This is a genomic window from Bradyrhizobium sp. 159 (assembly GCF_023073795.1).
Lineage (GTDB): Bacteria > Pseudomonadota > Alphaproteobacteria > Rhizobiales > Xanthobacteraceae > Bradyrhizobium.
This window is the reverse complement of sequence record NZ_JADPKE010000065.1, coordinates 1-20,243: the sequence shown is the minus strand read 5'-3', so window position 1 is coordinate 20,243 and position 20,243 is coordinate 1. Positions and strand designations below refer to the sequence as shown.

19 protein-coding genes are annotated in these 20,243 nt (G+C 62.9%); 18 read left to right on the top strand and 1 reads right to left on the bottom strand.

Features of this window, described 5'->3' with window-relative positions; genetic code table 11:
• Positions 1–3 precede the first annotated feature (3 nt).
• The 16 genes from nuoL to IVA96_RS17580 all read left to right on the top strand — a co-directional run bounded on the left by nuoL (position 4) and on the right by IVA96_RS17580 (position 17,976).
• A complete protein-coding gene (nuoL, locus tag IVA96_RS17655) occupies positions 4–2,109 on the top strand; it encodes an NADH-quinone oxidoreductase subunit L (protein WP_247277167.1) in 2,106 nt (701 codons plus the stop codon).
• The gene (locus IVA96_RS17650) at positions 2,110–3,618 is read left to right on the top strand and encodes an NADH-quinone oxidoreductase subunit M (RefSeq protein WP_247277168.1); all 1,509 of its coding nucleotides are present in this window, start codon (positions 2,110–2,112) and stop codon (positions 3,616–3,618) included.
• A gap of 22 nt (positions 3,619–3,640) precedes the next feature.
• Positions 3,641–5,077: an NADH-quinone oxidoreductase subunit NuoN gene (gene nuoN, locus IVA96_RS17645; RefSeq protein ID WP_247277169.1), complete on the top strand. Its 1,437-nt coding sequence runs from the start codon at positions 3,641–3,643 to the stop codon at positions 5,075–5,077.
• A gap of 1 nt (position 5,078) precedes the next feature.
• Positions 5,079–5,885 (top strand): biotin--[acetyl-CoA-carboxylase] ligase, encoded by an 807-nt coding sequence (locus IVA96_RS17640; RefSeq protein ID WP_247277170.1) that lies wholly within the window; start codon positions 5,079–5,081, stop codon positions 5,883–5,885.
• Positions 5,885–7,555: a ribonuclease J gene (locus IVA96_RS17635; RefSeq protein WP_247418452.1), complete on the top strand. Its 1,671-nt coding sequence runs from the start codon at positions 5,885–5,887 to the stop codon at positions 7,553–7,555. Before IVA96_RS17640 ends, IVA96_RS17635 begins: the two co-directional genes overlap by 1 nt.
• Before the next feature lie 10 nt (positions 7,556–7,565).
• Positions 7,566–7,970 carry a methylmalonyl-CoA epimerase gene (mce, locus tag IVA96_RS17630; protein ID WP_247294709.1) on the top strand — a complete coding sequence of 135 codons (405 nt, stop codon included), beginning with the start codon at positions 7,566–7,568 and terminating at the stop codon, positions 7,968–7,970.
• 9 nt (positions 7,971–7,979) lie between these two features.
• A complete protein-coding gene (locus tag IVA96_RS17625; RefSeq protein ID WP_247277173.1) occupies positions 7,980–8,255 on the top strand; it encodes a DUF1467 family protein in 276 nt (91 codons plus the stop codon).
• A gap of 240 nt (positions 8,256–8,495) precedes the next feature.
• On the top strand, positions 8,496–8,843 hold the full coding sequence (locus IVA96_RS17620) for a hypothetical protein (RefSeq protein WP_247277174.1): 348 nt from the start codon (positions 8,496–8,498) through the stop codon (positions 8,841–8,843).
• Positions 8,844–8,878: 35 nt separating this feature from the next.
• Complete coding sequence (gene mtnK / locus IVA96_RS17615; protein ID WP_247277175.1) at positions 8,879–10,177, top strand: S-methyl-5-thioribose kinase; 1,299 nt, start codon at positions 8,879–8,881, stop codon at positions 10,175–10,177.
• 156 nt (positions 10,178–10,333) lie between these two features.
• Complete coding sequence (locus tag IVA96_RS17610; protein ID WP_247418480.1) at positions 10,334–11,920, top strand: ABC transporter substrate-binding protein; 1,587 nt, start codon at positions 10,334–10,336, stop codon at positions 11,918–11,920.
• A gap of 60 nt (positions 11,921–11,980) precedes the next feature.
• Complete coding sequence (locus tag IVA96_RS17605; RefSeq protein WP_247277176.1) at positions 11,981–12,916, top strand: ABC transporter permease; 936 nt, start codon at positions 11,981–11,983, stop codon at positions 12,914–12,916.
• Positions 12,913–13,734 (top strand): ABC transporter permease, encoded by an 822-nt coding sequence (locus IVA96_RS17600; protein WP_247277177.1) that lies wholly within the window; start codon positions 12,913–12,915, stop codon positions 13,732–13,734. Before IVA96_RS17605 ends, IVA96_RS17600 begins: the two co-directional genes overlap by 4 nt.
• Positions 13,731–14,711, top strand: coding sequence for an ABC transporter ATP-binding protein (locus tag IVA96_RS17595; RefSeq protein WP_247418450.1), 981 nt, complete (start codon positions 13,731–13,733; stop codon positions 14,709–14,711). Before IVA96_RS17600 ends, IVA96_RS17595 begins: the two co-directional genes overlap by 4 nt.
• Positions 14,704–15,726, top strand: coding sequence for an oligopeptide/dipeptide ABC transporter ATP-binding protein (locus IVA96_RS17590; protein ID WP_247277179.1), 1,023 nt, complete (start codon positions 14,704–14,706; stop codon positions 15,724–15,726). The genes IVA96_RS17595 and IVA96_RS17590 overlap by 8 nt, the downstream gene beginning before the upstream one ends.
• Before the next feature lie 146 nt (positions 15,727–15,872).
• Positions 15,873–17,657: an adenylate/guanylate cyclase domain-containing protein gene (locus tag IVA96_RS17585; protein ID WP_247277180.1), complete on the top strand. Its 1,785-nt coding sequence runs from the start codon at positions 15,873–15,875 to the stop codon at positions 17,655–17,657.
• A 157-nt stretch (positions 17,658–17,814) separates the two neighbouring features.
• The gene (locus IVA96_RS17580; protein ID WP_247275904.1) at positions 17,815–17,976 is read left to right on the top strand and encodes an RNA polymerase subunit sigma-70; all 162 of its coding nucleotides are present in this window, start codon (positions 17,815–17,817) and stop codon (positions 17,974–17,976) included.
• Positions 17,977–18,113: 137 nt separating this feature from the next.
• Here the strand turns inward: IVA96_RS17580 and IVA96_RS17575 are convergent, their stop codons facing one another.
• On the bottom strand, positions 18,114–18,740 hold the full coding sequence (locus IVA96_RS17575) for a LysR family transcriptional regulator (RefSeq protein ID WP_247418448.1): 627 nt from the start codon (positions 18,738–18,740) through the stop codon (positions 18,114–18,116).
• A gap of 127 nt (positions 18,741–18,867) precedes the next feature.
• Here IVA96_RS17575 and IVA96_RS17570 point away from each other — a divergent pair, with 127 nt between their 5' ends.
• Together IVA96_RS17570 and IVA96_RS17565 are read left to right on the top strand one after the other, a co-directional pair.
• Positions 18,868–19,260 (top strand): RidA family protein, encoded by a 393-nt coding sequence (locus IVA96_RS17570; RefSeq protein ID WP_247418446.1) that lies wholly within the window; start codon positions 18,868–18,870, stop codon positions 19,258–19,260.
• A gap of 47 nt (positions 19,261–19,307) precedes the next feature.
• Entirely contained in the window at positions 19,308–20,009 is a 702-nt protein-coding gene (locus IVA96_RS17565) for an L-2-amino-thiazoline-4-carboxylic acid hydrolase (protein ID WP_247275907.1), read from the top strand.
• Positions 20,010–20,243: the final 234 nt, after the last annotated feature.

The window sequence follows — 20,243 nt, the reverse complement described above, 5'->3', positions numbered from 1 at the left end:
CAAATGGTTCAGGCAATCGTTTTCCTGCCTCTGCTGGGCGCCATTCTGGCTGGCCTGATCGCGCTCGTGGGCGCGCACGCCCGCAACCCCTCGGGTGACGAGGTCGAGCATCACGGGGACCACGGCCACGGCGCGCACGCCCATGCGTCCGATACGATCAACGAGGATGCGTCCGTCATCCACGAAACCCATCACGAGCCCGGCGACGGACATGACGATCATGGCCACGGCCCGACTGAGCCGCCGGCCGCGGGCTCGCGCGGCGCCGAGCTGATCACGACCGCGCTCTTGTTTGTGTCGGCGGCCTTGTCCTGGATGACGCTGGTCGATGTCGGTTTCATGCACCACGACGCGCGCATCCAGCTGCTGCCCTGGATCTTCTCCGGCGACCTCCAGGTCTGGTGGACGCTGCGGGTCGACACGCTGACGGCCGTGATGCTGGTGGTGGTGACCACCGTGTCCTCGCTCGTGCACCTCTATTCCATCGGCTACATGGACGAGGACCCGAACCGGCCGCGCTTCTTCGGCTATCTCTCGCTGTTCACCTTCGCGATGCTGATGCTGGTGACCGCGGACAACCTCGTGCAGCTGTTCTTCGGCTGGGAAGGCGTGGGTCTGGCCAGCTATCTCCTGATCGGATTCTGGTACCAGAAGCCGTCAGCGAATGCGGCGGCGATCAAGGCCTTCGTGGTCAACCGCGTCGGCGATTTCGGCTTCGCGCTCGGCATCTTCGCGATCTTCATGCTGGTCGGCTCGACCGACTTCGAGACCATCTTCCATGCCGCACCCGGCCTGACCGGCAAGACCATCGACTTCCTCGGCTGGCACGCCGACGCGCTGACCCTGACCTGCCTGCTGCTCTTCATGGGCGCGATGGGCAAGTCGGCGCAGTTCCTGCTGCACACCTGGTTGCCGGACGCGATGGAGGGTCCGACGCCGGTCTCCGCGCTCATTCACGCCGCGACCATGGTCACTGCGGGCGTGTTCATGGTGGCGCGGCTGTCGCCGCTGTTCGAGCTCGCCCCGAACGCTCAGGCCGTCGTGATGTTCTTCGGCGCCACCACCGCGTTCTTCGCGGCGACCATCGGCCTCGTCCAGAACGACATCAAGCGCATCGTCGCCTATTCGACCTGTTCGCAGCTCGGCTACATGTTCGTGGCGATGGGAGCCGGCGCCTATTCGGTCGGCATGTTCCACCTGTTCACCCACGCCTTCTTCAAGGCGCTGCTGTTCTTGGGTTCCGGCTCGGTGATCTACGCGATGCACCACGAGCAGGACATCCGCAACATGGGCGGCCTCTGGCGCAAGATCCCTTACACCTACGCGGTGATGGTGGTCGGCACGCTGGCCCTGACCGGCTTCCCACTCACCGCCGGCTACTTCTCCAAGGATGCGATCATCGAGTCCGCCTACGCCGCGCACAACCCGTTCGGCGTCTACGGCTTCCTGATGACGGTCGCTGCCGCGGGCCTGACCTCGTTCTACTCCTGGCGCCTGATCTTCAAGACCTTCCACGGCGAACCGCATGACGAGCATCATTACGAGGCCGCGCATGAGGCTCCGATCTGGATGCTGATCCCGATCGGCGTGCTCGCGGTCGGCTCATTCGTCGCCGGCTTGCCGTTCAAGGAGCTGTTCGCCGGCCACGGCATCGAGGAGTTCTTCCGCGAATCCGTGAAGATGAACCCGCACATCATCGAGGAGATGCACCACATCCCCGAGACCATCGCCTTCCTGCCGACGGTGATGATGGTGCTGGGCTTCCTGGTGTCGTACCTGTTCTATATCCGCGCGCCCTATCTGCCGGTCGAGCTCGCGAAGACGCAGCCGATGCTGTACCAGTTCCTGCTCAACAAATGGTACTTCGACGAGCTCTACGACATCATCTTTGTCCGTCCGGCGAAGTGGATTGGTTATCAGCTCTGGAAGAAGGGCGATGGCTTCATCATCGACGGACTCGGTCCCGACGGCATCTCGGCGCGGGTCCTGGACGTCACTCGCAACGTCGTGAAGATCCAGACCGGCTATCTCTATCACTACGCATTCGCCATGCTGATCGGCGCCGCCAGCCTGATCACCTGGTTCATGTTCGGCTTTGGAGGCCAGTAAATGACAACCTGGCCCATCCTTTCGGTCACGACGTTCCTGCCGCTGGTCGGAGCGCTGATCGTCTATCTCAGCCGCGGCGATGACGAGGCGGCCAAGCGCAACTCGCGCTGGATTGCGCTCTGGACCACGCTGATCACCTTTGCGGTGTCGGTGATCCTGGTCATGCGCTTCGATCCCGCAAACCCCGACTTCCAGTTCGTCGAGAAGGCGAACTGGCTCGCCACCGGCATCACCTACCACATGGGCGTCGACGGCATTTCGCTGCCGCTCGTGATCCTGACCACCGCGATCATGCCGTTCTGCATCATTGCGAGCTGGAAGGCGGTTACGAACCGCGTCCGCGAATACATGATGGCGTTCCTGATCCTGGAAACGCTGATGATCGGCACCTTCTCGGCGCTCGATCTCGTGCTGTTCTACCTGTTCTTTGAAGGCGGCCTGATCCCGATGTTCCTGATCATCGGCGTCTGGGGCGGTCCGCGCCGGGTCTATGCGTCATTTAAGTTCTTCCTCTACACGCTGCTCGGCTCGGTCTTGATGCTGCTCGCCATCATGGCGCTGTATTGGAACGGCGGCACCACCGATATCCCGACCCTGATGCACACCGCCGTGCCGCGCTCCTTGCAGACCTGGGCGTGGCTGGCCTTCTTCGCCTCGTTCGCGGTGAAGATGCCGATGTGGCCGGTGCACACCTGGCTGCCCGACGCGCACGTCGAGGCGCCGACCGCGGGCTCGGTCGTCCTTGCCGCGATCCTCTTGAAGATGGGCGGCTACGGCTTCCTGCGCTTCTCGCTGCCGATGTTCCCGCTGGCCTCGCATGACTTCGCGCCGCTGATCTTCACGCTCTCGGCCATCGCCATCATCTACACCTCGCTGGTGGCGTTGATGCAGGAGGACATGAAGAAGCTGATCGCGTACTCGTCCGTGGCGCATATGGGCTTCGTCACAATGGGCATCTTCGCCGGCACCATGCAGGGCGTCGCCGGCGGCATGTTCCAGATGATCTCGCACGGCATCGTCTCCGGTGCGCTGTTCCTCTGCGTCGGTGTCGTCTACGACCGCCTGCACACCCGCGAGATCGCGGCCTATGGCGGCCTCGTCAACCGGATGCCGCTCTACGCGATGACCTTCATGGTCTTCACCATGGCCAATGTCGGTCTGCCCGGGACGAGCGGCTTCGTCGGCGAGTTCATGACGCTGCTCGGCACCTTCAAGGTCTCGATCCCGACCGCGTTCTTCGCCACCTTCGGCGTGATCCTGTCGGCAGGTTACGCGCTGTGGCTCTACCGCAAGGTCGTGTTCGGGGCGCTGGTCAAGCCGTCGCTGATGAGCATGAAAGATCTCACCTTGCGTGAATGCGTGACGCTGTTCCCGCTGATTGCGCTGACGATCCTGTTCGGTGTCTATCCGAAGCCGGTGCTCGACATGTCGGCCGCCTCGGTCCAGCAACTCGTCAACAACTACAACACCGCTGTGACGGCCGTGAAGGCCGCCGCACTGCTCCAGTGATCGGGCAGGTCAGGATATCGCCATGAGCTTTGAGACTGCAGGATATCAATTGGCGCCGGTGCTGCCCGAGCTCGTGCTCGCGGTCGGCGCGATGGCGCTCCTGATGCTGGGAGCCTATCGCGGGCAGGGGACGACCAAGACCGTCACCTCGCTGGCGGTGGTGCTGCTCATCGTAGTCGGCGCGCTCGTCTACATGCAGCCCGCGGGCAAGCAGGTCACTTTCGGCGGCAGCTTCATCGTCGACGATTTCGCCCGCTTCATGAAGATCCTGGCCTTGATCGGCTCGGCGGTGACACTGGTGCTCTCGACCGAGTTCCTGTCCGATCCGTCGCGGCGGATCTTCGAATATTCGATCCTGGTGCTGCTCTCGACGCTCGGCATGATGGTGCTGATCTCGGCCGGCGATCTGATCTCGCTCTATCTCGGCCTCGAATTGATGTCGCTGGCGCTCTATGTCGTGGCGGCCTCGAACCGCGACAATGCCAAGTCGACCGAAGCCGGCCTGAAGTATTTTGTGCTCGGCGCGCTGTCCTCGGGCATGCTGCTCTACGGCGCCTCGCTGGTCTATGGCTTCACCGGCACGGTCAGCTTCACCGGCATCGCATCGGCAGCGACGGTCTCGAATGTCGGCCTCGTCTTTGGCCTGGTCTTCCTGCTCGCCGGCCTCTGCTTCAAGGTCTCCGCCGTGCCGTTCCACATGTGGACGCCGGACGTATATGAAGGCGCGCCGACGCCGGTTACGGCCTTCTTCGCCTCGGCGCCGAAGGTGGCCGCGCTTGCGGTCTTCACCCGCGTCACGCTAACCGCATTCCCCGGCATCGTCTCGCAGTGGCAGCAGATCCTGGTGTTCGTGGCGATCGCCTCGATGGCGCTCGGCTCCTTCGCCGCGATCGGCCAGAGCAACATCAAGCGCCTGATGGCGTACTCTTCGATCGGCCACATGGGCTTCGCGCTGGTCGGCCTCGCCTCCGGCACGGTCGAAGGTGCGCAAGGCGTGTTGATGTACATCGTGATCTATGTCGCGATGACGCTCGGCTCGTTCTCGATCATCCTTGCCATGCGGCGCAACGGCCAGGCCGTGGAGCAGATCAGCGATTTCGCAGGTCTATCGCGGACCAATCCGCTGCTCGCCTTCATGTTCGCGATGCTGCTGTTCTCGCTCGCCGGCATCCCGCCGCTCGCCGGCTTCTTCGCGAAATGGTACGTCTTCGTCGCTGCCATCAAGGCGAACCTGTTCACGCTCGCTGTCATCGGCGTGCTGACCAGCGTCGTCGGCGCCTACTACTATCTCGCCATCGTCAAAACGATGTACTTTGACGAGCCGGCCGGCCAGGTCGATCCTGTTAGGATCGAGGTGCGGACGGTGCTGGCGGTCGCGGGCTTGTTCAACCTGCTGTTTGCGCTGTTCGCGGGGCCCGTCGTGAGCGTCGCCTCCGCCGCGGCAAAGTCGCTGTTCTAGAATGGGGTTCGCGCTCGGTCCTCGTGCACAATCGGCGGGCTACAAGCTCGCGGCCTTCGAACGGACCGGCTCGACCAATACCGACGCGATCGAGCACGCCCGCGCCGGCGAACGCGGCCCGATGTGGTTCGTCACGTCCGAGCAGACCGCCGGCCGCGGCCGGCGCCAGCGCGCCTGGATCGCGCCTCGGGGCAATCTCGCTGCCAGCATCCTCGAAGTCATGGACGTCGCCCCTGCCGTCGCCGCGACGCTCGGCTTTGCCGCCGGGCTCGCGGAGGAGACGGCGCTCGAGAAGGTCAGCCTGGAGGCGGCGCTCCGCCTCGGCGAGGGTCGTCCCCGCTATGCCCTGAAATGGCCGAACGACGTGCTTGCCGGCGGCAAGAAGCTGGTCGGCATTGCGCTCGAGGCCGAGGCCATTGGCGATCGCCTTGCTGTGGTCGTCGGCATCGGAACCAATGTCGTCGCCGCGCCCGAGGGCACGCCGACGCCGGCGGTGTCGCTGGCCGCGCTCGGTGTCCAGATCAGCGCGGAGGAGTTGTTTGCCGCCCTGTCCGACGCCTGGGTCGAGTTCCGCGGGATCTGGGACAATGGCCGCGGCTTTGCCGAGATCCGCAGGCTCTGGCTGCAACGCGCAGCCGGTCTCGGCGAGAAGGTCGCAATCCACACAGGAGCGACGACGCTGGAAGGCATTTTTGACACCATCGATGACACCGGCTGCCTGATCGTCCGCACCGCGGAGGGGCGGCGGGTGCCGGTCGCAGCGGGCGAGGTGTTCTTCGGCCCGGCCGCCTCCGTGGGAGCTGCGTGATGGCGAGGCCCGACGAACTCGTGTTTGCGCCACTCGGCGGTGTCGGCGAGATCGGCATGAACCTGTCGATCTACGGCCTCGGCAACCGCCACCAGCGCGCCTGGCTCGCGGTCGATCTCGGCGTCTCCTTCGGCGACGAGGAGCACCTGCCGGGCATCGACCTGATCATGCCGGACATCTCTTTCCTGGAGAAGGAACGCAAGAATCTGATGGGTCTGGTGCTGACCCACGCCCATGAGGATCATTTCGGCGCTATCATCGATCTCTGGCCGAAGCTGCAATGCCCGATCTACGCAACCAAGTTCAGCGCGGCGTTGTTCGAGGCCAAATGCGCCGCCGAGCGCGGTGCTCCGAACATTCCGGTGACGGTGGTCCCGTCGGGGGGCCGCGTCGATGTCGGCCCGTTCAACGTCGAGTTCATCCCGATGGCGCACTCGATTCCGGAAGCGCACGCGCTGGCGATCCACACCGAGGTCGGCATCGTGCTGCACACCGGCGACTGGAAGATCGACCCGACCCCGACGCTGGGGGCCCCGACCGACGAGAAGCGCCTGCGCGAGCTGGGCGAGGAGGGCGTGCTCGCCCTGATCGGCGATTCCACCAACGCCGTGCGCGACGGCAGCTCGCCGTCGGAGGCCGAGGTCGCCAGAACCATTATCGATCTGGTCAAGGCCGCCAAGGGCCGCGTAGCGGTGACGACGTTCGCCTCCAACGTCGCCCGCATCAAGGCCGTGGCTGAGGCTGCGAAAGCCGCCGACCGCGAGGTTGTCGTGGTCGGCCGCGCCATGGAGCGCGTGGTGCAGGTCGCGCGCGAGACCGGTTATCTCGACGGCGTGCAGAATTTCCGCTCACCCGACATTTACGGCCATCTTCCGCAGGACAAGGTGCTGGCGCTGTGCACCGGCAGTCAGGGTGAGCCGCGCGCGGCGCTAGCGCGCATCGCCAATGACGATCATCCCGAGATCACGCTCAACCGCGGCGACAGCGTCATCTTCTCCTCGCGCACCATTCCCGGCAACGAGAAAGCGGTCGGCTCGATCATCAACAATCTGGTGCTCCAGGGCGTCGAGATCATCACCGACCGCGAGCATCTGGTCCATGTCTCCGGCCATCCCCGCCGCGACGAGTTGCGCGACCTGATCTCCTGGGTGAAGCCGCAGCTCCTGATCCCCGTCCATGGCGAGGCCCTGCACCTGCACGAGCACGCAAAGCTCGCGCGCGCCGCCGGCGTGCCGCGCGTGCTGGTCTGCCGCAACGGCGACCTCGTCAAGCTCGGTCCCGGCGATCCCGGCATCATCGGCGAGGTGCCGTCGGGCCGTCTCTACAAGGACGGCACGATTTTGGAGGACTCCAAGTCCCGCGCGGTGGTCGAGCGGCGGCGCATGGCCTTTTCCGGTTGCGCCTTCGTTGCTGTCGCCATGACGGAGCAGGGCGAGCTCGCCGATGATCCCGAGATCGATCTGGTCGGAATCCCCGAGAAGAACAGGGCGGGTGAGGCCTTCGATGACATCGTCTTCGACGCCGTGGTCTCTACCATCGAGAGCCTGCCGCGGCCGCGCCGCCGCGATCCGGACGCGCTGGCTGAATCGGTACGACGCGCTGTCCGGGCCGTGATCAACGAACATTGGGGCAAAAAGCCCCCCTGTCTGGTACACGTGCTGACAGTTTGAGGAGGGGAAGATGCTGGGCCGGCTCAACCATGTGGCGATCGCGACCAAGGACGCTGTCAAGGCGGCCAAGATCTATGGCGCGGCGTTCGGGGCGCAAATTTCGGAAGCCGTCGCGCTGCCCGAGCATGGCGTCACTACCGTGTTCGTGACGCTGCCTAACACCAAGATCGAGTTCATCGAGCCCTATGGCGAGGCCTCGCCGATCGCCAAATTCCTCGAGCGCAACGCCGACGGCGGCATTCATCATGTGTGCTACGAGGTCGTCGACATCATCGCCTCGCGCGACACCTTGGTGAAGGAGGGTGCGCGCGTGCTCGGCGACGGTGTGCCCAAGATCGGCGCCCACGGCAAGCCGGTGCTGTTCCTGCACCCCAAGGATTTTTCCGGCGCGCTGGTCGAGATCGAGCAGGCATAAGGCCGCCCCATGGCCATCCAGATATCGACCGCCATCGCGATCTACTTCGTCATCTGGTGGGTCGCGCTGTTCCTGACGCTGCCGTTCGGCGTGCGTAGCCAGCATGAGGACGGCGTCGGTGCGCCTGGCACCGATCCTGGCGCGCCAATCCTGACGCGGATGGGACGCAAGCTGATCTGGACCACGATCATCTCGGCGATCATCTATGGGCTAGGCATGATGGCCTATCACGCCGGCTATCTGTCGATCGAGCGCCTGTCGAAGATGATGGGAATGCCGTTTTAGCTTATCTCTCAACTGAGCGGGACTACCCAGTCTTGCGAGCGGTTTCCGTGCGGCCCATCCTTCGAGACGCCCGCCTTTGGCGGGCCCTCAGGGATGAGGACCGAGTGCGCGGTAGCAGTTCCAACGCGCGCCGATGTCCGTTAGCCTCATTCTGAGGAGACCGCGAAGCGGTCGTCTCGAAGGACGAGGCGTGCGCGCTCCTCTCGCCTGGAATTTTGTGCTTTTTTATTGGGGGGACGAATGACTTTTCAGCGGGTCGTTGTTGCGCTTCTGGTCCTGATCGTCGCCGGTCTCGGTGCCATCGGCTATGTCGAATGGAAGATGGCGGTGCAGGTGCGCACCCTGAAGGCGTTCGTCGAGGGCTACGTCTTCAACGAAGCCGTGATGGCCTGCGAGCAGGCCAAGAGCTCGACGCCGTTCAAATGGAACGGCGGCAAGAGCACGTCGGTGATCGGCCTGAACTCGGTCAAGCTCGACAAATACACCGTCAGCGCCAGCTACACCCTGGTGGCGGATAGCATCTATTGTGATTACGATCCGATCAAAAGAAAGGCCGAGATCGGCTCGAGCTTCCTGGAGCGGGAGTAACGATCCGGCCACGCCAAACATGGGATGGGATCGTTATGGTCGAGGCGCAGGCGGGGGACTACCGAATTCTGCATGAGGCGGCGTTGCGGGATTATCTCGCAGGCCTGCCGGAGCTTAGGGCACTGCTCGGCGGCGAGCCGCCATCCTGGGCGATCACCGAGGTCGGCGACGGCAATCTCAACCTCGTCTTCATTGTCAAGGGCAATTGCGGCGGCATCGCGGTGAAGCAGGCGCTGCCCTATGTCCGCCTCGTTGGCGAGAGCTGGCCGCTGCCGCTGTCGCGGGCTCATTACGAATACCTGGCGCTGTCGAAGCAGGCCCAGCTCGCGCCGGGCCTCGTGCCGGCGCTGCTGCATCACAACGAGGCACTGGCGCTCACGATGATGGAGCTGCTCGAGCCCCACATCATCATGCGCAAGGGGTTGGTCGCGGCAACGCAATATCCGCACTTTGTCGACGACATCACCACCTTCATGGCGAGGACCTTGTTCTTCACCTCCGACCTAGCGCTCTCCGCGGCCGAGAAGAAGCAGGGCATCGCGGCCTTCGCCGGCAACCATGCGCTGTGCAAGATCACCGAGGACCTGATCTTCACCGATCCCTACCGCATCGCCGAGCAGAACCGCTGGACCGCGCCGTATCTCGACGGCCTGGCGGCAAGCCTCCGCGATGACATGGAGCTGCATGTGGCGATCTCCCGCCTCAAGCTGAAGTTCATGGCAAGCCCCGAGGCGCTGATTCACGGCGACCTCCACACCGGCTCGATCATGGTGACGGAGAGCGAGACCCATGTGATCGACCCCGAATTCGCGTTCTACGGCCCGATGGGGTTCGACGTCGGGGCCGTGCTCGCCAACCTCCTGATGGCCTATTTCGCCTCCGCCGGCCACGAGCGCTCGCCGGGCGAGCGCGCCGCATTCGAAGTCTGGGTGCTGGAGACGGTCGAGCAGGTCTGGCGCGAGTTCGCCCGCAAATTCCTCGACCTCTGGCGCGCCGGAGCCGAAGGCGATGCCTATCCCGTCTCGCTCTTTGCCGGCGAGCAGGGCGCCGCACGGCTGGAAGCCGAACGGCAGGCCTACATGCAGCGTCTGTTCGCCGACACGGTCGGCTTCGCAGCCGCAAAAATCATCCGCCGCATCTTCGGGCTCGCCCACAACATCGATTTCGAGCTGATCGCGGACCTGCGCACGCGGGCGATCAGCGAAGCCCGCGCCGTACGGCTGGCGCGGGCGATGATGGTGGAGGCGGGGGCGTTTGCAGCTATCGGCGACGTCACCAGTGCAGCGCGGAAACTGCGCGACTGGCAGCCGGAGTTCGCCGCCGGCCAGGCATGACGAATTTGGACCCGGTCGGCGATCCGGCTTCACCTCTCCCCACGGGAAGAGGTGAAGCCCGGATCGCATAGGTCATTCCTTCAAGGCGCTTGCATTCGACATGCTGTGAATGGTCAACTCGCCGATCAGAGCACGCCTACATTGGGGGGACACATGATGTTCAGGACAATGGCGATCGTTGCTGGCTTGGGACTGGCGCTTGCCGCCACGGCGGAGGCCCAGACACCGCGCAAGGGCGGAACCATCCGCATGACCGCGCCCTATGGCTCGAGTTTCACCAGCCTCGACATTCATACGACGCAGCGCGCGCAGGACGAGATCTACGCCAAGGCTCTGCACCGGTCGCTCTACATCTGGAATTCCACGGAAGGCAAGCCGGTTCTGGAGCTTGCCAAGGAGCACGTGGTCTCCGGCGGAGGCTTCGTTCACACCTTCAAGCTGCGGGACGACGCGTATTTCCACAATGGCCGCAAGATGACGGCCGACGACGTCATCTGGTCCTACAATCGGATCATGGACGGCACCAAGGCCTATCCCGGCGCGCGCTTCGTGCGCGTGATCGAGGGCGCGGCCGCGGTCGAGAAGGGGGAGGCCAAAGAGATCTCCGGCCTGAAGAAGATCGACGACTTCACCCTGGAAATGAAGCTGACTGAGAAGGTCGATCCGGGCTTTTACTTCTTCAACGCGCTGACCTCGATCTATCCCGCCGACGAGGGCGCCAAGGAAAGCTTCATCCAGAAGCCGATCGGTCTTGGACCCTTCAAGTTCGTCGAGCACGTGCCGGGATCGCGTATCGTCCTGGAGCGGTGGGACCGGTTCTACAAGCCCGGCAAGCCCTATGCCGACAAGCTCATCGTCTCGATCATGGGCGAAGCCGCGGCCCGCGATGTCGCTTTCCGCAACAAGGAGATCGACACGTCCGTGCTCGGGCCGGCGCAATATGTCGCCTATCAGGCCGACCCTGGCCTCAAGGGCACTATCGTCGAAGTCGCCGAGGTCTTCACCCGTCACATGGGAATGAATCCGACCTTCAAGCCGTTCGCCGACAAGCGCGTCCGGCAGGCGATCAACCACGCGATCGATACCGACCTGATCATCAACAAGCTCGTCAAGGGCAAGGCCTATCGCGCCACGAGCTGGCTGCCTCTGACCTCGCCGCTCTACGACAAGGCGATGAAGCCCTACGCCTTCGATCCCGCGAAAGCAAAGCAGTTGCTCGCGGACGCCGGCTATCCCACCGGCTTTGAGTTCGAATGGACGACCAGTCAGAACGAAAGCTGGGGTCTGCCGATCGTCGAGGCCATCATCCCGATGCTGGACCGCGTCGGCGTCAAGGTGAAGGTCAAGCAGGTCGAGACCGCAGTGTTGGCGGAGGTGATCCGCAAAGGCGACTTCCAGGCCTATGTCTATTCCATGGCGACAGGCCCGGATCCCCAAGCGGCGCTGAAATGCTTCTACTCGTCGACGCCGCAATCAGCTTGCAATTACACGTCCTTCAAGAACGCGGATTTCGACAAGCTGATCGACGAAGCCGGGCAGGCCGACGACGATGCAACACGCGACCAATTGCTCCGGAAGGCCAATGCTCTGCTCTATGAAGAGGCTCCGGTCTGGTTCTTCAACTACAACAAGGCGGTCATGGCGTTGCAGCCGTGGCTGAAGGGGATTCAGCTGAATGCGACGGAACTGACCCATCAAAATGTCGAGGACCTCTGGGTGGACGAGACGTCGCCCGCCAAGTGACCCGCGCTCTCACCCTCCCACCATCGCAAGAAGCGACGGAGGGAGGGAGGAACAGTTGCAATGCTCGCCTTCCTGATCCGCCGAATCCTGCAAACCGTTCCGACCGTGCTGGCCGTGGTGCTGGTGGTCTTCGTCCTGTTCAGCGTGGTCCCTGGCAGCATCGTATCGAGCATGAGCGATGACGGCCGCGGTGCAGCGGACCCGCAGGTCGTGGAGCGCATGAAAAAGCAGCTCGGCCTCGACGATCCCGTTTACATGCGCTTTGGCGCCTACATCGGCAAGCTTGCGACAGGTGATCTGGGGACCTCGTTCCGGACCCGCGAGCCGATCACGACCATGATCGCAAAACGGATGTGGCCGACGCTGCAATTGATATTCGCAGCCTTGACGTTTGCGATCGCGATCGGCGTTCCGCTCGGCTTTGTCGCAGCATTGCGACCGGGCGGCATCGTCGACACGGTCTCCATGGTCGTCGCCGTGTCGGGCCTTTCGATGGCCAAATTCTGGCTCGGGCTGCTGTTGATGTACCTGTTCGCCTTGAAGCTTGGCTGGCTGCCGAGCTTCGGCTATGGCGACGGCAGCCTCAAATATCTGATCCTGCCGGCCGTGACGCTTGGCGTCTCGCCGATGGCGCTGCTGGCCCGGACGACGCGCGCCGCCGTGCTCGAGATCATGACCGCCGATTTTGTCCGCACCGCGCGCTCCAAGGGCATGAGCGAGACCCGTGTCGTGAAGTGGCATGTGATGCGCAACGCGCTCGTCCTGATTCTCACGACAATGGGCCTGCAATTCGGCGCGTTGATGGGGCAAGCCGTCGTCGTCGAGAAATTGTTCTCATGGCCGGGCATCGGCTCGCTGCTGGTCGACAGTGTCCTCCAGCGCGACATTCCGGCCGTCCAGGGCTCAATTCTCGTGGTGGTGCTGTTCTTTCTCGCGCTCAATTTGCTGATCGACGTGCTCTACGGCGTGATCGATCCCAGGATCAGATACGCATGAAGCTCCGCGCCAATCTCGTCATCGGCGGCGCGTTGTTTGCGCTTGCGATCCTGGTCGGCCTGCTCGCGCCATGGCTGGCGCACACCGATCCGATCATGGACGCCAACCTCATGAATGCAGAGGAGGCGCCGAGCTGGACCTGGTGGTTTGGCACCGACGGGCAGGGCCGCGACATCTACTCCCGCGTCGTGTACGGCGCCCGCGTTTCGCTGACGGTCGGCATCGTCTCCCAACTCATCAACAGCGTCATCGGCGTGGCACTCGGCCTGAGCGCGGGTTATTGGGGCGGCTGGTGGGACGATGTCGTCAACGCCCTGACCAACCTCATGCTCGCGATCCCTTCGCTGATCTTCGCGCTGGCCATCATGGCGGTGCTTGGACCCGGCCTGACCAGCCTGCTCATCGCGCTCGGCTTGACCAACTGGTCCTTCACCTGCCGGATCGCACGGGCCTCGGCGCTGTCGCTGAGGAGCCAGGGCTATGTGCAGGCGGCAACCGTGCTCGGCTACGGCGATATGCGCATCATGATCACGCAGCTGCTGCCCAACATGCTCGGACCGATCGTCGTCATCGGCACGCTCGGCATGGGTAGTGCGGTCCTGTCCGAAGCCGCATTGTCGTTCCTCGGCCTCGGCGTGCGTCCGCCGTTTCCGAGCTGGGGCAGCATGTTGTCGGAAGCCCGCGACCAGATCACGACGGCGCCGTGGCTCTCGGTTTTCCCGGGCCTTGCCATCTTCCTGACGGTGCTCGGCCTCAATTTGCTTGGCGACGGCCTGCGCGACATTCTCGATCCACAGTCGCGGAGCCGGCGCACATGACGGGCTCGCCGCTGATCGAAGTCGAGGATCTGCGCATCGATCTCAACGACGGATCCCGCAAGGTCCCCGCCGTCGAGAGCGTTTCGTTCCGCATCGATCGTGGCGAGACCTTCGGTCTTGTCGGTGAATCCGGCTGCGGCAAGAGCATCACGGCGCTTGCTCTGATCGGCCTGCTGCGGCCGCCATTGTCGATCGGGGGCGGCGTCATCCGCTTTGAGGGGCGGGAGATCCAGCACCTTTCCGCCGCCAAACAGCGGGCGCTGCGCGGCAACCGCATCGCCATGATCTTCCAGGAGCCGATGACGGCCCTGAACCCGGTCTCGCCCGTGGGCCGGCAGATCGCCGAGATGTTCGTGCTGCACAAGGGCAAGAGCTGGCGGGAAGCCAATCAGCTGGCGGTGGATGCACTGGCGAGCGTCCGCGTCCCCGCGCCCGAGCGGCGCGTGAAGGATTACCCGCACCAGCTCTCGGGCGGCATGCGGCAACGCGTGATGATCGCCATCGCGCTGGCATGCGGTCCGGATCTCCTGATTGCAGACGAGCCGACCACCGCGCTCGATGTGACCGTGCAGGCGGAGATCATCGAGCTGATGCGCAATCTATGTGCCGAGCGGCGGACGGCCATCCTGATGATCAGCCACGATCTCGGCCTGGTCGCCAATGTCTGCCGCCGCGTAGCCGTCATGTATGCTGGCCGCATCGTCGAGGAGCGCGGCTCGGCCGATATTTTCCGCTCACCCTCGCACCCCTATACGCAGGGCCTCGTCGCCTCGCTGCCGCGGCTCGGCAGTCGCGCTGCGCTTGGCCGGACCAGACTCAAGGAGATCGCGGGCGTCGTCCCGGCGATCGCGAGCTTCCCGGACGGATGCCGGTTCAATCCGCGCTGCGCGCAGGCGACCGACATTTGCCGAACCACTGCGCCGGGGACGGATTTGCTGGGCGCCGGCGGTCTGGTGAGGTGTCACCATCATGCATGAGCCACAGGGGAGGCCGGACGACGATCTCATTCTCAGCGTCGAGGATCTCGCGGTGCATTTTCCACTGGGGGGCGGCTTGCTCGGCCGCGAGAGGCGGCTGCTCCGTGCCGTCGACGGTGTCGATCTCAGCTTGAGGCGCGGCGAATGCCTCGGCCTCGTCGGCGAGTCCGGCTCGGGCAAGTCGACGATCGCGCTCTCGATCCTCGGTCTCCTGACGCCGACGCGCGGCCGCATCGTGCTGGACGGGCAGGTCGTCACGAACAGGCAGTCCGCGGACCGCAAGGCGCTGGCTCGCATCGTGCAGATCGTGTTCCAGGATCCCTACGCCTCGCTCAATCCGCGCCAGACCGTCCGCCGCACGCTCGAAGATCCCTTGCGCGTCCATGGCGTGACCGCGAAAAGCGAGATCGAGGATCGCGTCGCGACGATGCTCAAACATGTTGGCCTACGGCCCGAGCAGGCCGACCGCTACCCGCATGAATTCTCCGGCGGCCAGCGCCAGCGCATCGGTATTGCGCGGGCGCTGATCCTCAATCCCAGGATTGTCATCTGCGACGAACCGGTCTCGGCGCTCGATGTCTCGATCCGCGCCCAGATCATCAATCTCTTGCTGGAATTGAAGGAGACGCTCGGTCTGTCCTACATCATGATCAGCCACGACCTTGGCGTCGTCGAGCACATGAGCGATCGCGTCGCCGTGATGTATCTCGGCCGCATCGTGGAGAATGGCCACTGGCGCGAGATCTTCGAACGGCCGGCGCACCCCTATACGCAGGCCCTGATCGCCGCCATTCCCGATCCCTTGCGCCACGCCCCGCTGGCGACGACAGGCGGTGACCTGCCCAATCCGCTCAACCCGCCGAACGGATGCGCGTTCAGCCCGCGCTGTCGTTACGCAGAGGCGGTGTGCCGGAGCGAGCCGGAGCCGACGCTGGAGACACGGCCGGACGGGCACGCGGTGAGGTGCTGGCGAAGTGACGAGATTGCCCATCAGACGTCATTGGCCGCGACGTAGCGGTTTGCTCAATGTCCGCTTCGATCCGAAAGCGGCGGAATGGCTTTGTTGCCGCGAATTGATGCAATGGGCCAACAGGAGACATTGGATGGGTGGGCATCCTGCTCGACTTGATGTACAATCGCGCGAGGCGTGGATCGTAGGCCATGGTGCAAGAACGGCCAATCGGGATCGAACGCAGATTATCAGCGATATTGGCTGCCGATGTCGCTGGTTATTCGCGGCTGATGCATACCGATGAAGAACCTACGCATGCCAAATTTGCAGCGCTCTTAGCTAACGCTGTCAACCCGGCAATTGCCGAACACCGGGGCCGTATCGTGAAGAATACCGGCGACGGATTCTTAGCGGAGTTTTCGAGCGCGGTCCAAGCGGTGCGGGCTGCCGTACAATTTCAAAAGCTCATCAAGGAACTTACGATAGGTGACGCTGACGAAACACGTATTGCTTTCCGCGTAGGCATTAACATTGGCGACGTCATCGTCGAGCCCCACGACATCTTTGGAGACGGCGTCAACAAAGCGGTACGGCTGGAGAGCATTGCAGAGCCGGGTGGCATATGCGTGTCTGCCTCTGTGTACGAACACGTCCGAGGTAAGGTCGATGCAGAGTTCGCCGATATTGGCGAACAACATCTGAAGAACATCGCTCACCCTGTTCGAGCTTATGCGATGATCCGGGATGGAGGTAACCGGGCATCAGAAACTGGGCGGACACGACAGGTTTCCCCACCTCATTTTTCCGTCGTTGTGTTGCCTTTTACCAACCTCAGCGGTGATGCTGAGCAAGACTACTTCGTAGATGGCGTGACCGAGAGCCTAACCACGGATTTGTCTCGCATCAGAGGCTCGTTCGTCATTGGCCGACACACAGCATTCACCTACAGAGGAAAGGTCGCTGACCTCAAACAGATCGGTCGCGAACTGAACGTCCGCTACGCACTCGAAGGTTCCATACAACGTGACCGCAACCGGTTGCGAGTGAACGTGCAGCTTGTCGAGACCGAAACAGGTAGTCACCTCTGGGCTGACCGGTTCGATAAACCCGTCGCTGACCTGCTCGACATGCAGGATGAGATCGTAGCGCGGCTGGCGAACACAGTGAATGCCCAGCTGATTGAGGCTGAGGCACGGCGAGCGGAAAACACGCCCAATCCCGACGCCATAGATTTGATTTTCCGGGGTCGCCATTCATTCAATGAGGGCCTCACGTCTAGCTCGCTGACACAAGCTCGCCTTTATTTCGAGCGGGCATTGACGATCGACCCTGAAAACGTCGACGCGAAAATCTGGATGGCGGCGGTCGATGTGACATCCTCATCGACCTTTTTGACTGACGACCTGCCTCTTCGTCTGGCAGCCGCAGAGACCATACTCCTAAAGGCGCTATCCCATGCACCGAGCCATCCCTTTGCACACTTGCTCTTAGGAATCGTCTTGATGCATACGAACCGCGCGGTTCAAGGGTTGGCAGAGTGCGAGCGAGCATTGGAATTAGATCGGAATTTTGCCGACGCCCACGCGATGATTGGTCTCGCTAAGTATATAATGGGTTGCGGCGCAGAGACAGAGGGGCACGTAAACCAAGCATTGCGCCTCTCTCCTCGTGACACTCTTGCCTACAGATGGCTGTCGCCGGTCGGGTTTTCCAAGTTGCAGGTCGGAGCAGATAACGAAGCAGTCGGGTGGTTCCTTCGCAGTATCGAAGTCAACCGAAATTATCCGCTCGTGCATTTTGGGCTTGCGGCTGCTCTCGCGCTACTTGGCAAGCTGAACGACGCGTACGCCGCCGCGAAAGCAGGGCAAGCGCTCGATTCCACATTTACGATTCGTCGCATGAAGAGCATGTCAATCGGCAATAATGCGACCTTTCTCGACGGAAGTAGGCGCATCCTGAAAGGGATGCGCGTGGCCGGGGTACCGGAGGGGTGATGTCCGGCTTCGGGTCAAACTGCGAAGAACTCAGGTTGAGCAAATCAGGCCCGCTCTAATGTAATGACCGGACTTTGGTCCGCCGATGCTCAATTTCGCAGATGGGCCACAACCCGACTCGCTCCCATATAGTAAGGGCTGCTGAAACGGAGAGAACATGAGCGTGCCGGAAATCATTCGACGAGCCATCGAAATCGGTGAACGGAACGGTAAGATTACCTTCGATGAGCTGAATCAGCTGTGTGACAGCCGGTCACTGGACCCCAAAGACGTCGAGCGCATTTCTCAACGCGCTGAGCGAAGCAGGAATTTGGATTGAAGGAGGCTAAGGTCTGCTTCGGGTCATTTTCGACCGATGCAGCGGGAATTGTCGGCCGACCGATGTCCGGTTTGCTCCAAGAAACACAGGTACCGGAGTCGGACTAGACGCCGAGTTGTTACGGGTTTGCGGTCGCCTCAACTCCCGACGCCGCCGACAAGACGAGGGCGGCGGCTAGCGAGCGGTTTCTCCTCCAGCAGGCCGCGCACCCATTCGCGAAAACTGACGATTTCCGGGCAATCCGCGGTGCCTTCAGGCGCAACGAGCCAATCACCCACACCCGCTCCCTCATCCATCCGCTCGCAGCGATAGCCCGGATGGTGACCAAGTCCGCGGGCTATCAAGAGGTCGACCTTGCCCTCGACCAGCTCGTGCAGGCCGGCGGGCTGAAGCACCCGCAAGCCGATCTCCGCATGCGCGCTGCGAAATTCTGCCAATTGGAGGCGGCGCAGGTCGAAGCCGCCATGGACTCCCAATTGCAGCAGGACCGCACCTGCCGGCTTCAATTGCGAGGTCGCCTCGGCGATGTGGCGAAAGCCTTCGGATATCCCGGGTAGATAGGCCTGACCGGCCGCGGTGAGGATGAGCTGCTTATGCAGCCGGTCGAACAGGCGTACGCCGAGGCGCGCCTCCAGCGCTTTCACCTGCTGCCCTACGGCGGCGGGCGTCACGTGCAGCTCGTGCGCGGCCAATTTGAAGCTGAGATGCCGGGCGGCGGCTTCGAATGCGCGGAGCGCGTTGAGCGGTGGAAGGATGTAAGTCATTGCTGCCCAGTTTGTCACTGAATGGCTGCGTGCTTGCAATAGATTTTCTTGCGCTGAACCGCAGCAATAGTGCTTTGCGCCCCGGCGATGCCGCCGGATAGGGTCGGCCGCAACACGGAGAGATCCCATGCCACCAGTTCACGTCGTCACCCACGATCCCGCAACGGTCCACGCTCCGGCCGGCGGCTACAGCATGGGACTTGAACTGAGGCTGCATCGCCGCCTCTTGTTCATCAGCGGCCAGGTGCCGGAGAGATCGGACGGCACCGTGCCCGACGGTTTCGAGGCGCAATGCGAGCAGGCCTGGCGCAACGTCAGGGAAGTGCTCGCCGCTGCGGGTCTGGGCGTCGAGCATCTGGTCAAGGTCACCACGTTCCTGACCGACCGCAACCAGGTCCTGCCCAACCGTATTATTCGCCGCGCGATTCTCGGGGATCACCAGCCCGCGCTGACGGTCGTGATCGTCGAGACCGTTGACAGCAAATGGCTGCTGGAGATCGAGGCGATCGCCGCAGAATGAAACCGGCGTCGCCCACATTGCAATGAGCCAATCATATCGGGTGTCCAATGGCTGAGATCCATCCTTTCTACGAGACGCATCGGGACGCAATGGAAGCCGCCATGCGGCACCGCCTCGGCCTTGCCGATGCGATGTTGCGCGAGCGCGCGCGACTATCCGACATCGAGAAGATCAGGCAGGAAGTCATGCACGAATTCGAAATCGTGCTGACCCAAATGCCCTATGTCGGCGGCGCGGCCAGCCGCATGAGTGATTTCTTCATGCGTCTCACGGGTTTTATGGCCATCAGTCGGGTGCTCCGGCGCCACGGTGTGCCGGTCCCGGTGATCGGGGAGATCGAACGGGAAACCTACAAAGCGCAATTGCTCACCGTGTCAGAGGCGGAACGCCTTGCCTCGGGACGCCAGTTCATGTCGTCCGCGAACCAAGCTCTGCTGCGCGAGCAGGCGGCAAGGAGCGTCACGGAAAGCCACCAGAGGGAGTTTCCGGAGGACTTCGTCTACGATTTCGTAGAGCCGGATCCAGGAGACACCTTCGAATTCGGCATCAACTACAAGGCTTGTGGCTTCTGCAAGCTCGCAGCGCGCCACGGCGACAAGGACATCCTGCCGAACATTTGCGGGCTTGATTTCGACGCCTATGCCACGCGAGGCATTCGCCTCGAAAGGACGCAGACGCTGGCCGGCGGTGCGAGCCATTGCAATTTCCGCTTCTCGCGGCTGCCGTCGCATACGGAGGCCGAGAGTTAGGACGCGTTCCCTGGCTTCGCGATTGAGACGATCCAGGATTCCTCTGCTGCCTCCAGACCGTCATTTTCGAGCGCAGCGACGCAATCCAGACTGCCACCGCGGAAAGATTCTGGATTGCTTCGCTGCGCTCGCAATTGTGCATGTTCACTAATTCGCTGATTGGATCGCTCCAGCGGAGGACGATCCGATGCGCGACAACAGCTATGACCGGACGATTGAGCGCAACTATCTGCA